General features: G+C 41.2%; 8 protein-coding genes and 1 pseudogene. 8 read left to right on the top strand and 1 reads right to left on the bottom strand.

What is annotated here, in order from left to right:
* Nucleotides 1-773: 773 nt before the first annotated feature.
* Nucleotides 774-1,553, top strand: a pseudogene (locus CDZ78_RS04860) (MBL fold metallo-hydrolase); the annotation flags it as partial.
* 30 nt (nucleotides 1,554-1,583) lie between these two features.
* On the opposite strand, the gene CDZ78_RS04865 reads toward CDZ78_RS04860, so the two are convergent.
* Complete coding sequence (locus CDZ78_RS04865; RefSeq protein WP_087868973.1) at nucleotides 1,584-2,768, bottom strand: HPP family protein; 1,185 nt, start codon at nucleotides 2,766-2,768, stop codon at nucleotides 1,584-1,586.
* 1,121 nt (nucleotides 2,769-3,889) lie between these two features.
* Here CDZ78_RS04865 and CDZ78_RS04870 point away from each other — a divergent pair.
* The 7 genes from CDZ78_RS04870 to nirK all read left to right on the top strand — a co-directional run bounded on the left by CDZ78_RS04870 (nucleotide 3,890) and on the right by nirK (nucleotide 14,117).
* Nucleotides 3,890-5,503, top strand: coding sequence for an MFS transporter (locus CDZ78_RS04870; RefSeq protein WP_087868974.1), 1,614 nt, complete (start codon nucleotides 3,890-3,892; stop codon nucleotides 5,501-5,503).
* A 103-nt stretch (nucleotides 5,504-5,606) separates the two neighbouring features.
* The gene (locus tag CDZ78_RS04875) at nucleotides 5,607-9,377 is read left to right on the top strand and encodes a nitrate reductase subunit alpha (protein WP_087868975.1); all 3,771 of its coding nucleotides are present in this window, start codon (nucleotides 5,607-5,609) and stop codon (nucleotides 9,375-9,377) included.
* 2 nt (nucleotides 9,378-9,379) lie between these two features.
* Complete coding sequence (gene narH, locus CDZ78_RS04880; protein WP_087868976.1) at nucleotides 9,380-10,951, top strand: nitrate reductase subunit beta; 1,572 nt, start codon at nucleotides 9,380-9,382, stop codon at nucleotides 10,949-10,951.
* On the top strand, nucleotides 10,948-11,475 hold the full coding sequence (narJ, locus tag CDZ78_RS04885) for a nitrate reductase molybdenum cofactor assembly chaperone (protein WP_087868978.1): 528 nt from the start codon (nucleotides 10,948-10,950) through the stop codon (nucleotides 11,473-11,475). Before narH ends, narJ begins: the two co-directional genes overlap by 4 nt.
* Nucleotides 11,476-11,483: 8 nt before the next feature.
* On the top strand, nucleotides 11,484-12,179 hold the full coding sequence (gene narI / locus CDZ78_RS04890) for a respiratory nitrate reductase subunit gamma (protein ID WP_087868979.1): 696 nt from the start codon (nucleotides 11,484-11,486) through the stop codon (nucleotides 12,177-12,179).
* Between the two features lie 122 nt (nucleotides 12,180-12,301).
* Nucleotides 12,302-12,823, top strand: a complete 522-nt coding sequence (locus tag CDZ78_RS04895; protein ID WP_087868981.1) for a hemerythrin domain-containing protein — start codon at nucleotides 12,302-12,304, stop codon at nucleotides 12,821-12,823.
* A gap of 142 nt (nucleotides 12,824-12,965) precedes the next feature.
* Nucleotides 12,966-14,117 (top strand): copper-containing nitrite reductase, encoded by a 1,152-nt coding sequence (gene nirK, locus CDZ78_RS04900; protein WP_087868982.1) that lies wholly within the window; start codon nucleotides 12,966-12,968, stop codon nucleotides 14,115-14,117.
* Nucleotides 14,118-14,239 lie beyond the last annotated feature (122 nt).

Here is a 14,239-nt window from a genome sequence, read left to right on the forward strand (position 1 = left end):
ATTCAAGCTTGGCTGCTTCAGGAAGTTATTTCGTGCACATTCCTTAGGTCATTTTTTTGGCTTATTTAAGCTAATTAAAAGTGAAGTACAGCATATCATTTTTACCTGTAATCATGAGCCTAGAATCCGCAGTTGACCGTTATAAAGCACTATGACTACTGAAAGTAAAATCTAACCTGATTACCCATGACTCTCAGCCATAGCTCGTCATTTCGGTATGCTTTTAGCAGGAATCTCGTTGGTTAAGCATAGATTCCCGATAAAGCTTGTGCCCACGCTTGACTGGGTAGACTTCGGGAATGACGTGTTTTTTAACATACTGATGTTTAAAGCTTAATTTTACTTTGGCTGAGAGTTGTACGTAACCAGGAAATCTAATGATAGTAGATACTTGTCACCTGTTGGGTGAGGATACCCCACTTCACGGTTTTGTGAATAAATCTGGGCACGAAATACTGCGTTACAGATCTTGCCAAGGACTACGGCCATTGCCTGCAAGCTGTGCCTTGCCTTTCGCACTCAGGTTTTCCACAACAACGTGCTCAACTGCAGTTTCTAGGGTGAAAAGTTAGGGAATATTTGCAAGCAACTTTGTTTGCAGGTTAAATGGAGGCCTGCTTTTTTACTCTGAAGGTATAGCTATGCTGCGCTTATTCTATTTTTCAATACTGCTTTTATGCAGCCCGGTACTTTTTGCCGAGTGTCAAAGTCAGCGGGTGAAAGTTCAGGTGTTAGGCTCAGGCGGTCCTGAATGATCTGACGGTAGAGCTTCTAGTTCTTATCTTGTCTGGCTTGATGGCAAGGGCATTGTATTAATTGATGCAGGTTCAGGAAGTAGTTTGAATTATGAGAAAAGTGGTGCAAATCTAACTGATTTAAAGGTTGTTGCTTTTAGTCATTTTCATGTAGATCATAGCGCTGATTTTGCTGCCCTAGTTAAAGCATCTTATTTTGCCCAGCGTAATCAGGACTTAATTGTTCTGGGGCCAGAAGGTAATGATATTATGCCTTCGACGACTGAGTTTATTAATAGACTTTTTGCCAGGAAAGGTGTCTTTGCATATCTGAGTGAATATGTTGATACTGAGCAAAGTGGTCGGTTTAAGATAAGAGGCAAGAGTGTGTTGCTGACAAAGCACATTAAGCAAGTGGCTTATACTTCGAATAGGTTTGTATTGTCTGCTATCCCGGTTCATCATGGACCAATTCCAGCCTTGGCTTGGCGTATTGATGTAGCAGGCTGTGCCATCACCTTTTCTGGTGATATGAGTAATCGTTTTCAAACATTGGCCAGTCTGGCTAAAGATTCAGAGCTACTCATTGCTCATAATGCAATCCCTGAAACACTTCAGGGTGTCGGGCGGTCTTTGCATATGGCGCCTTCAGAAATTGCTAAAATTGCCCGGCAAGCAGATGTAAAAAAACTAATCCTGTCACACAGAATGAAGCGTACCCTTGGTAGGGAGCAGGAAACATTAGCTATTATCAAGCGGCGTTATAAGGGGACTGTGTTGTTTGCTGAGGATAGGGATTCTTTTTTTCCAAAAAAATAAGGAATATGACTTTATGCAGCGATGAATGTGTTATTTGTTACTGCTCACAGTTTGAGCCAGGCCTTGGTTATACAGAGCAACAACTAGGTTTGCCTGATAAACCATACCAACCAGGCGATGCTGCTCATTAATGATAGGAATTTGTCGGTGTCCTTGTAGTGACATTATAGGGATTAATTCTGCTATATGAGCCGTTTCAGGTAAAGTGACAACGGATTGAGTCATAATATGTCCCACAGCTTCAGGTTTGTTTGTTTCAGTGCTGGCTGTGCGTCGAATAAAACGACGGAACTGATATTGCAGGCTGTCATAGGCATTCAAATTTATGTATTTAAAAAAATCATGCCAGGTAAGAAGACCTATAACACGCTTTGAATTATCAACGACTGGAATGACTTTAAGTTTTTTAGTTTGAATTAATTGCCAGGCATCCTCTACTTCTGTGCCATATTCAACACTTGTGATATCGCGCATCATGATGTCAGCACAGCATATATCCCCGCGGATACGCTTAAAAGTATTCATTTCTGCGTTACTCAATAGGTGACTTAGCTCGGTGGCAGTTATATCAACAAAGCTGTCTGAATTTTTTAATGCCAGTTCTATATCCTGTTTAGTAATACCTATTTTGTGGCTAGGCTGAGTTGAGCTACGAGCCAGGCTTTTGTCTGTTTCCTTTGCTGCTGACAAAGCACTCGGGTAATCCCGGTTCATCACCCAGCGGTTGATAATAACCGTTAGTACTAACATCAGGCCTACATTAATGCCGACCGGCACTAGAATAAATGAATAGCCAAGAGAGGTGATGCTTTCACCTGCCATAACTGGGGCAAGTGCTGTTGCGGCACCTGGGGGGTGTAAGCAGCGTAATAACAGCATAACCAGGATAGAGCCTCCAACAGCAACAGCAGAGGCGGAGGCTGTTTCTGGGATATTGAGCGCACAACTCATACCGATAAATGCCGAACATAACTGCCCGCCAATAAATGGCCAGGGTTGGGCTAAAGGGCTGTTAGGAATAAAAAACAAAATAACTGCAGATGCGCCCATTGAAGCAACAATAATAGGGGAATTAGAAACACCTATTGTTGCTTGGGTAATAAGGGCGATAAAAAATATAGCGCAAAAACAGGCAAGCAAGGAAAGAATTTTTGCTTTTATATTTAACTGAACCGGGTCAACAGTAAAGAGCTTGAGTAACGATAATATTTTCATTAGTTATCACTATTGTTAATGGTGCTAGTAGATATACTTCGCACGGCCACCACTACAGGTTTCTAGCGGCTATTTTTTGCCGATAGCCGCGTTACTGAAACAGTTACGTAGCCAGCTATGCGCCTGCTTCAGTGCCTTGCTCTCGACAAAAAACAACTCGCTATAAAACCCGCATCGGTGACCGCGCGAAGTATATAAGCCTGTTTACTACTAAACTGAAGTTTCCCAATTATTGAGTAGCTGAAATACACAATGCTGGTATGTATCGAGGTTTATTTTAGGTGGTTTTGCCATGTTTATAGCAAACCCCTACTTAATTCCCCTTAGGCAATAGCATTTGAAACGAATGAAAAGACTATTTTTTTCATATAGTTGTAGCATAGTTTCAATTTTACCATAAATAATTATTGGGAAACTTCAGCTACTAAATGGTTTATGGGTGAATCATAACAAATATCATTATTTTTGCAGGAGTAATTTAGGATATTAGTGTTTACTTAGAAAGAGAAGCTGGAGTATGTACTAAGTGCGGTTACAGTGTGGCAAAACCAGCTATATGCCAGTTTTAGCACTTTTGCCTAGAAATAAACAAGAATTTAAAAATTTCTCACTCATAACGGGGCTATAAACTTAAAATGGGGCATTAATGATGCTTGCAAGGGCGTGGCTTCAGCCCGCCTATAAATATATTTCGGCATTGGCGGGCTGAAGCCACGCCCTTGTTTTGAATATGTCCCGTATTAAAATGCTAGCTCATAACAGCGATAAGTATCTGCTAGGCTGAGATATTTTGTTTTGGTTTAAATTGATCAGAAAATAACGCAAACAGAGCGCAAGAATAAAAAATAAAAAATAATTATTGGCAAGCAAAAGGTAATAGTAGTGAGAAAAAAAACTATATTATATTTGTTGTTTTTTGCTGTGATTGAGGAAAAAGCCTTATAAATTAATCTGATGGGAATGTATCGAATCAACACAAGCTTAATAACCAAGTGATTCACTGGGTTATTTCTTAGATTTCAATATGTTACGTATATATTTATAGTAATAAACAAGGGCTTTTAATCTTGTTTAGGAGTAAAATTGTGAAATAAATATTTAACCTTTGATGTGGAGTGTGTATGAGTGACTTAAAAAAGTGGGATGTCGAAGACTCGGAGTTTTGGGAGTCTGAAGGCAAGCAAATAGCGAATCGAAATTTATGGATTTCGATTCCAAGTTTATTATGTGGTTTTGCTGTCTGGTTGTACTGGGGCATTATCACAGTACAAATGTTGAATCTGGGCTTTCCGTACCCAAAATCTGATTTATTTACTTTAATGGCTATCGCCGGTTTAACGGGGGCGACGTTAAGAATTCCGAGTAGTTTTTTTATACGCCTATGTGGGGGACGAAATACAATTTTCTTTACCACTGCGCTATTGATGATTCCGGCCTTGGGTACGGGTCTTGCACTGCGTGATCAAAGTACGCCATTCTGGGTTTTTCAGGTGCTGGCTTTATTATCTGGCTTTGGAGGCGGTAACTTTGCTTCTTCCATGTCTAATATCAGCTTTTTCTTTCCCAAGAAAGTACAGGGTCTGGCCTTAGGACTTAATGCAGGCTTAGGTAATTTTGGTGTGACTACCATGCAAATTCTTATTCCACTGTCTATGACTTTTGGTATGTTTGGTGCTTGGGGTGGGGATCCCATGATTTTACAATCTACTTCGGGAACATTGATTGGCAAGATTGCTGCGGGTACTGAAACGTATATACAGAATGCAGGTTTTATCTGGTTATTATTCCTTATTCCATTGGCCTTTTTAGGCTGGTTCGGTATGAATAATATACGTACTGAAGAAGTTTCGCCTATAGAACGTGGTCCGGTACTTAGCTTTAGTGTGATTCTTGGTATGTTAGGGATAGCCTTTATCAGTGCTATCTTTGGTTTATGGCTGATCTTGCCAGCAGCTGTTCATGGTTCTGGTTTTCAGGTTCCTAAAGAAATTGCCTTATTTATTGTTATTGCCCTAACTGTCTCTTTGTTAAAAATTATCCCTGGGCAAATTGGTGAGAGTTTAGGTAGACAATATAAAATTTTTGATAATAAGCATACCTGGGTAATGAGTGTTATCTACACGATGACCTTTGGTTCTTTTATCGGTTTTGCCGCTTGTTTTCCGTTAGCGATTAAAGTTATTTTTGGTTATCAGCATGTCATGGTTGATGGCGTGATGAATCATGATCTGGTTAATCCAAATGGCCCTAGTGCATTAATGTATGCCTGGACAGGTGCTTTTATTGGTGCACTGATTCGCCCCGTCGGCGGTATGATTGCGGATAAATTTGGTGGAGCATGGGTCACGCATATTTGTTCATTTGTAATGGTACTTAGTGCGGGTGGTGTTGCTTATTATATGAAAGCAGCCTACAACTCAGCGACACCAGAAGAGTATTTTGTTCCTTTCTTAATTATCTTCCTTATTTTATTTGCAGCAACCGGCATCGGCAATGGATCAACTTTTAGAACTATTTCTCAGGTATTTCCTAAAGAGCAAGTGGGTCCTGTTTTGGGCTGGACTTCTGCTGTAGCGGCTTATGGTGCTTTTTATATTCCTAAAGTATTCGGTGAGCAAATTAAAGCAACGACTCCGGAAGTGGCTTTGATGGGATTCGCCGCGTTTTATGTGGTCTGTATTATGATAAACTGGTGGTTTTATTTGCGTAAAGACGGTGAGTTTTACAATCCATAAATGAATTTATTGCTCCTATAACCTAGATGGGAGCAGCAATAGTTACGCACTGCATTTCCACGCAAACCGTGGAAACGATAATTAATAACAGGAGAAAAACACGATGAGTCATTTTTTAGACCGTCTAAACTTTTTCAAAAAAGTTCAAAGTAAATTTTCAGGTGGTCATGGTATTGTTACCAATGAAGACCGTCAATGGGAAGATGGTTACCGTAACCGCTGGCGTTTTGATAAAGTCGTCCGTTCAACGCACGGAGTGAATTGTACCGGAAGCTGTTCATGGAATATCCATGTTAAAAATGGCCTGGTTGCTTTCGAAATGCAGGCAACGGATTACCCGCGCACCCGTCCTGACCTGCCAAATCACGAACCACGTGGTTGTCCTCGTGGCGCGAGTTTCTCCTGGTATTTATATAGTCCGTTAAGAGTTAAATACCCGTTAATACGTGAACGTTTAGTCTCTTTATATAGAGACGAGCGTGCAGCAGGGAAAGATCCTGTAGAAGCGTGGGGCGCTATTCAGGAAGATCCTGAAAAACGTAAAAAATACACTGCCGTGCGTGGTTTGGGCGGATTTGTACGAGTAGACTGGGAAGAAGTTGCAGAAATTATTGCTGCTTCTAATGTGTATACAGCAAAAACACACGGGCCTGACAGGATAGCTGGTTTCTCTCCGATTCCTGCGATGTCTATGATTAGTTATGCGGCAGGAAGTCGTTACTTATCATTAATCGGTGGTGCTTGTCTTTCATTTTATGATTGGTACTGTGATTTACCCCCTGCTTCACCACAAGTTTGGGGCGAGCAAACAGATGTACCTGAATCAGCTGACTGGTATAACTCAACATATATAGTGGTTGCAGGTTCTAACTTGCCGATGACACGTACACCTGATGCGCATTTCTACTCAGAAGTACGTTATAAAGGGGCGAAAGTTGTTGCCATTTCTCCTGATTACGCAGAATACGTTAAATTCGCGGATCTTTGGATGCCTGCAAAACAAGGGACTGATGCTGCCATCTTTTTAGCGATGGGGCATGTTGCCTTAAAAGAATTCTTTATTGATAAGCAAGATGCTTATTTTGAAGAGTACGCGCGTACTTACACTGATATGCCGATGCTGGTTATATTGGATGAATATGAAGGCTCTTATGTCAACGGCCGCTTTCTTCGTGCTGCTGATTTTGATGATTCATTAGGTGAAGAAAATAATCCCGACTGGAAAACCGTTGTTATTGATGAAAAAACGGGCGATATTATCGCACCGAACGGTTCCATTGGTTTCCGCTGGGGTGAAGAAGGCAAATGGAACTTAGTTCCTAAGAAAGGGCGTAGAAATACTAAAGCGCGTCTCAGCCTGATCTTTGATAAAGATGATGTCGTTGAAGTGTTAATGCCTGATTTTCAAACAGGTGTTGATATACCTATGCGCCGCAATGTACCGGTTAAAAAAGTCACACTTAATGGTAAAGAAACGCTAGTAACGACTGTATTTGACTTGCAATTAGCTCAATATGGTTTAGATCGTGGCTTAGGTGGTGATGTTGCTAGCGGATATGATGATGCAAGCATTCCTAATACACCTGCCTGGGCTGAAAAAATTACCGGTGTAAAACAAGCGGATATTATCCGCAGTGGTCGTGAATTTGCAGACAATGCCTCTAAAACCATGGGTAAATCAATGGTTATCTTAGGGGCTGGTTTGAATCACTGGTACCACAATGATATGCATTATCGTGCCATTATGAACCTGCTACACATGTGTGGTTGTGTGGGTCAAAGTGGCGGTGGCTGGTGTCACTATGTTGGACAAGAAAAACTTCGTCCACAAGCGGGTTGGGCTCCTGTTGCCTTTGCATTAGATTGGCAAAAGCCACCTCGCCACATGAATGGCACAACATACTTCTACTTTCATACTGACCAATGGCGTTATGAGAAATTAGAAGCAGATGCCTTATTAGCCTCAACAGCTTCTGACGCATACAAGGGTCATAACTTAGCTGATTATAATGTAGTCTCACAACGTTTAGGCTGGTTGCCATCCTCTCCTCACTTTAACAAAAACCCTTTAGACATTGTTAAAGACGCGGAAGCTGCGGGTGCAACCGATGAGAAAGGCGTATCTGATTATTTAGTTGAGCAATTAAAATCAGGTGATATTAAGTTTGCTGCAGAAGATGTTGATGCGCCCGAAAATCACCCACGTAACTTATTTGTCTGGCGAGCTAACTTAATTGGTTCGAGTGCCAAAGGTCATGAATACTTCCTTAAACATTTGCTGGGCGCACAAAATGGCGTCATGCAAGATGTACTTCCTGAAGCGGAAGGCCAAGAAATCAAATGGCATAAAGAGGCACCGATTGCTAAATTGGATTTGATGGTTGATATTAACTTCCGTTTAAATTCAACAGGTGCTTATTCTGATATCGTTTTACCCACTGCAACCTGGTATGAGAAAAATGATTTAAATACCACTGATATGCATCCATTCATCCATCCGTTAACACAATCGGTTGATCCAGGTTGGGAGTCACGTTCTGATTGGCAAATTTTTAAAACATTAGCTAAATCATTCTCTGAATTATCAGAGAAACATTTACCTAAACAAAAAGATGTGGTTGCACTACCCCTTTTACACGACACACCGGCAGAACTTGCTCAAGCAATGGATGTTAAAGATTGGAAACGTGGCGAATGTGAGCCTATTCCAGGCAAAACCATGCCTATCTTCAAAGTAGTTGAACGTGATTTTGTTAATACTTATAAAAAATACACTGCATTAGGGCCTTTATTACCTAAGCAAGGTAATAATATTAAAGGGATTGATTGGGAGACAGAGAAAGAATACGAGCATCTAAAAGCTATTAATTACACGATTAAAGAAGAAGGCATCTCTAAAGGGATGCCCTCTTTAGAAGATGATATTAGTGTTTGTGAAACGATTCTTGCATTAGCACCAGAAACCAATGGTGAAGTAGCGGTTAGATCATGGAAAGCATTAGGCAAGAAAACAGGGGTAGACCATACTCACTTGGCTTTATCGCGTGAAGATGAAAAAATCACTTTCCGTGATATTAAAGCGCAACCCCGTAAGATTATTACCGCACCTACCTGGAGTGGTATTGAATCTGAAAAAGTGAGTTATAACGCTTGTTACACCAATATCCATGAACATATCCCTTTCCGTACTTTAACGGGACGTGCTCAGTTCTATCAGGATCATCAATGGATGCGTGATTTTGGAGAAGCGCTCTGTACCTATAAACCAGCCGTTGATATGTTATCAACTGCTGAAATGATGAAGAAAATTGGTGATAAACCACATTTAAAACTGAACTGGATTACCCCGCATAGTAAATGGGGCATACATAGTACATATCAAGATAACTTGCGTATGTTGACTTTATCGCGTGGTGGACCTCACCTGTGGATTTCTGAAACAGATGCTGAGGAAGTGGGTCTGGAAGATAACGACTGGGTAGAAGCACTTAATATCAATGGTGCCACCATTGCTCGAGTTGTTGTCAGTCAACGTATTCCTGATGGTATGGCGATGATGTATCACGCCCAAGAGAAAAATGTTAATGTACCGGGCTCTAACACTACCGGTAAGCGTGGAGGCATATTAAACAGTGTGACGCGTATCACTGTTAAGCCCACACACATGATTGGTGGTTATGCACAATTGAGTTACGGTTTTAACTATTATGGAACCATTGGTTCACAGCGTGATGAATACGTTATCTTGCATAAAATAGAGGATCAGGACATTCAGTGGTTAGAAGAGCCGTTAACGGCTGAAAAAGAAAAACAACTGAACCCAGAAGGTGTGCCGCAAGCCCCTTATGCGTGTACTGACGAGTCGGAGAAATAAAGATGAAAGTAAGAGCAAATTTTTCACTGGTCATGAATCTCGATAAATGTATCGGGTGTCATACCTGCTCCGTGACCTGTAAAAATGTCTGGACGAATCGTAAAGGGATGGAATACGCCTGGTTTAATAATGTTGAAACGAAACCGGGTATCGGTTATCCAAAAAACTGGGAAGACCAGGAAAAATGGAACGGTGGCTGGGAATTGCACGGCGGTAAACTACAACTAAAATCAGGTAACCGTCGTAGTATTCTCAAAAATATCTTCATGAATCCGAATATGCCGACGATTGATGATTATTACGAACCGTTTACCTATGACTATGCGACACTGCAAAACAGTGAATTAGTTGAAGCAACGCCGACAGCAAGACCGCGTTCTTTAATTGATGGTCTACGCATGGAGAAAATTGAATGGGGTCCTAACTGGGAAGATGATTTAGGCGGTAAATTTAAACACCGTGGTCAGGATACAAATTTTTCCAATATGGAAAAGCAAATTTATGGAGAGTTTGAACAAACTTTCTTAATGTATTTGCCACGTATGTGTAACCACTGTATCAATCCATCTTGTGTGGCATCGTGCCCATCAGGTTCTTTATATAAACGTGAAGAAGACGGGATTGTATTGGTAGACCAAGATAAGTGTCGTAGTTGGCGTATGTGTATCAGTGCCTGTCCTTACAAGAAAATGTTCTACAACTGGGAATCCGGTAAAGCTGAAAAATGTACTGGCTGTTACCCGCGTGTAGAATCAGGCTTACCAACGGTATGTTCTGAGTCTTGTGTGGGTCGTATTCGTTATAATGGAGTGATGCTTTATGATGCTGATCGTATCGAAGAACTCGCTTCTATTGAAGATGACCAAGCTTTATATCAAGCACAATTGGATATTTTCCTAGATCCAAATGATCCAGAAGTGATTAAGCAAGCCAAAGAAGACGGCATTCCAGAATCATGGATGGAAGCGGCGCGTCAGTCACCTGTACGTAAGCTAATTGTTGATTGGAAAGTGGCTTTCCCATTACACCCTGAGTTCCGTACTTTACCTATGGTGTGGTATGTACCACCTTTATCACCTGTACAGTCACAAATCGACCAAGGTAATTTATCCACTATGGCGGATGGCGTGATTCCTAGCATTGAAACTTTACGTTTGCCCATGAAGTATTTGGCAAATATGTTTACTGCAGGGGATGAGAAGCCGATTGTAGGCGCGTTAAAGCGTATGATTGCGATGCGTAGTTTTTATCGTTCTTTAACCGTGGATAAGAAAACCGATTTAGCTGTATTGGAAGAAGTGGGTTTGACAGAAGATCAAGTGCATGAAATGTATCGTTATATGGCAATAGCTAATTACGAAGACCGTTTTGTTATTCCAACCAGCCATGAAGAATTGCGTCAGGAAGATTTTCATAGCTTCCAGGGGCAGAATGGTTTTAGCTTTGGTAATGACGGTTGTAGTATCAGTGATAATGCCTCGATATTTCCTGAAAAACGCAAAAAGACGGCAGATAATCTAGAGTTTGTACGTTATCATCCCGCAGCAAAACGCTCTGATGGAGAAAAAGCATGACCCAGGTCTATAAAGTCCTGTCTGTCTTATTGGAATATCCACGTAAAGAGCTGGTAGATAACTGGGATGAAATGCGACAACTCGTCTCAGATTTACCCGAACTGGCAGATGAAGATAAAAGCAGACTGAATGGATTTATTGAATGGGCCTCTGCTTTACCACTAACGCAGTTTCAGGCGAAATATGTAGATAGCTTTGATATGACAGCAGAAAACTCACTGTATCTGACTTATCATTTATTTGATGAGCAAGATAGAGAAAGAGGACCCGCACTGATTCAATTGTCCGAGTTGTATAAATCAACCGGCTTTGAAATTGGTGATGGGGAGCTGCCCGATTATTTACCATTGATTCTGGAATATGTTTCTACAATGGATGATGCCAGTAGTGCCCAGGATTTTTTAAAACAAACGGCACAAGTGGCAGATATTATAGCCAGTAATCTTGAAAAGAATGCAAGCCCATACGCTCCATTGGTTAGAATTGTGGAGAGTCATGGCCTTTTAGCAGATGTTGCAGCATAGGTATTAATATGAATTTAAGTAATTTATTATTTGGGGTTTACCCCTATATTGCACTGACTACTTTTTTGGTGGGCAGTGTGATTCGTTTTGATAGAGAACAGTACACCTGGAAGGCCGATTCCAGCCAGATATTTGAAAAAGAACAACTGCAAAAGGGCAGTATACTTTTTCATATAGGCGTTTTGGCTTTATTTATGGGGCATTTTGCAGGTCTGGTCACACCACATAGCTGGTTTTTAGCCATGGGTGTCTCGGATATGATGCACCAGATTGTCGCTATTTCAGCGGGAGCTGCCTTTGGTTCTATCTGCATGATGGGCGGGGTGATTTTATGGAAGCGTCGTATGTATCATCCACGCGTCCGTGCCAATAGCCGGTTTATGGATCTTTTTATCCTCAACTGGATTTTAGTGACTTTAGGCGTAGGTTTGTTAACTATTCCAGTATCGATTTATCATGCTTTTAGCGGTGATACCTCGGCGATGATTGCTTTAGCTGATTGGGCGCAAGCGACCTTGACACTCAATGCAAATTCGACCTTATTAGCCAATGTGGGTTTTATTTATAAGCTGCATTTATTTTTAGGAATGTCGGTATTCTTCTTGTTTCCTTTTAGCCGTTTAGTACATGTCTGGAGTATGCCCTTAGGCTATATGTTTAGACCGTATCAAATTGTTAGAACTAAATTTGTTAAACAGCGTTAATATGCAAATCTCGTTCCCACGCTCTGCGTGGGAATGCATGGGTCGACGCTCTGCGTCACGGAACGCTGAGCGTTCCCTTATGACAGCCACGCAAAGCGTGGGAACTAGTGAAAGGATGATAAGTGGAATTTAAATATAAAGAGCCTGTTAATGGCTTTAATGATGGTCTGGTTGTCTTAAAAACTTATCATGAAGACTTTCTAGAGCGCGGCAAGCAACTATTACAATTGGTTGCCAATCTTAAAGAGCATGGTATGAATGAAGATTATGCAAATCAGTGTATGGAAGCCTATTGCCATTATGCCCATGCAACACATTTACATCATCAGGATGAAGAGCAAAGTTTATTCCCCTTGTTGTTGGGAAATTCCGCTTTAGTAGACGGCATGATTGAGCGTCTAATGATGGATCATGAAGAAATTGAAGATGCCTGGAAGTTAATCGCTAATCAATTAAAGCAACCTGAAATAATTACTAATTTTGATGCACTAGAAAACTCAACCATTAATTTTGAAAAATTATTGCGCGAACATTTAACCCGTGAAGATGAGGATTTTTCCCCTCATGCCCAGGCTATTTTGAACGCAAAGCAAAGAGCAGAGTCAGGTGAAAAAATGGCAGAGATGCGGCATTTGCACGCATAGGTTTAAATATGTAGAGCGGACTTTTAGTCCGCTGATGTACAAAACAATGATACAGGCGGACTAAAGTCCGTTCTACTACAGGGAAGTAGAGGTACAGACTAATAACGGATGTATTCCTAACCCTAAATAGTAGAGAAATTTCATGATAATAAAAATAAGCACTCGAGTTAGTCTACTGAAGCAAAATTCTCTTATTGCCGGTAGCTTACTCTCCATTCTGCTTTTGAGCGCCCCCGTTTTTGCTACCGAAAGCAATAAGCATCATGGGATGTCGCATGGGGCAGAACAAACTAATTTTGGTCCAGGGGATAGTTACCTGCATCGTATGTCAGTAAATCCCTCAGACTATAAAAAAGTTAAAGATATAAGTAAGTCCGCAAGTGATTTACCTAAGCCCTTACACAGAAATAAAGCAAAGAAAGTCGTTATTATTTTAGAGGCGACTGAAGTTATATCGAATATAGCGCAGGGCATCTCTTATCATTACTGGACCTTTAATAATATTGTCCCCGGCCCTTTTTTAAGGGTGCGCCAGGGCGATACTGTGGAGTTAAATTTATATAATGACGAGAGTAGTTCACATAGTCATTCTATTGATTTACATGCGGTTACTGGCCCGGGTGGAGGGGCAGCGGTAACAAATGTTGAGCCGGGCGAAACAAAAGAACTGGTTTTTAAAGCGACGACACCGGGTCTATTTGTCTATCACTGTGCGGCCGGTAATGCTGCGACACATATTGCCAATGGTATGTATGGGCTGATTTTAGTCGAACCTACTCAGGGCTTAAGCAAAGCTGACCATGAGTTTTATGTGATGCAAGGGGAGTTGTATACCCATGGCAGAATGGGTAAAAAAGGCTTTCAGGCATTTGATGCCAGGAAAATGATTGATGAGCGCCCCGAATATATTATCTTTAATGGCCGCACAGGTGCTCTAGTTGGCGATGGGCAGCTGAATGCAAAAGTCGGTGACAAGATTCGACTATTTATTGGTAATGCCGGAGTAGCCAAAATATCTTCATTTCATGTTATTGGCGAAATATTTGATCGAGTCTACTCAGAAGCCTCTTTAAGTAACCCATTAAAAAATGTGCAAACAACTTTAGTGCCAGCAGGTGGCGCAACTATGGTTGAGTTTCAGGTAGATTATCCAGGTAACTATGTGTTGGTTGATCATGCATTAACACGGGTAGATAGAGGTGCCTGGGGTATTTTAAATGTGACCGGTAAAAAGAATGCTGCGTTATATTCCGGCGATACCGATGCACACGACGAACAGGGTGATGAGCATTAATTGTCAGACAAGTGCGGAAGTAGGCGGACTTTAGTCCGCTAGTCCAATGCTCATAAATACTGGACTGTTCTTTGACAGTATAGCCAGGAGGGGGCGTTATCGCCCCAAAAATAGAATTTATT

Source organism: Bathymodiolus platifrons methanotrophic gill symbiont (genome assembly GCF_002189065.1).
Classification (GTDB): Bacteria; Pseudomonadota; Gammaproteobacteria; order Methylococcales; family Methylomonadaceae; genus Methyloprofundus.

What these genes read in the sequence shown, in the direction of transcription:
- CDZ78_RS04870 (WP_087868974.1), top strand. Translation starts at nt 3,890, where the DNA reads ATGAGTGACTTAAAAAAGTGGGATGTCGAAGACTCGGAGTTTTGGGAG.
- narH (WP_087868976.1), top strand. Translation starts at nt 9,380, where the DNA reads ATGAAAGTAAGAGCAAATTTTTCACTGGTCATGAATCTCGATAAATGT.
- narI (WP_087868979.1), top strand. Translation starts at nt 11,484, where the DNA reads ATGAATTTAAGTAATTTATTATTTGGGGTTTACCCCTATATTGCACTG.
- nirK (WP_087868982.1), top strand. Translation starts at nt 12,966, where the DNA reads ATGATAATAAAAATAAGCACTCGAGTTAGTCTACTGAAGCAAAATTCT.
- narJ (WP_087868978.1), top strand. Translation starts at nt 10,948, where the DNA reads ATGACCCAGGTCTATAAAGTCCTGTCTGTCTTATTGGAATATCCACGT.
- CDZ78_RS04875 (WP_087868975.1), top strand. Translation starts at nt 5,607, where the DNA reads ATGAGTCATTTTTTAGACCGTCTAAACTTTTTCAAAAAAGTTCAAAGT.
- CDZ78_RS04865 (WP_087868973.1), bottom strand. Translation starts at nt 2,768, where the DNA reads ATGAAAATATTATCGTTACTCAAGCTCTTTACTGTTGACCCGGTTCAG.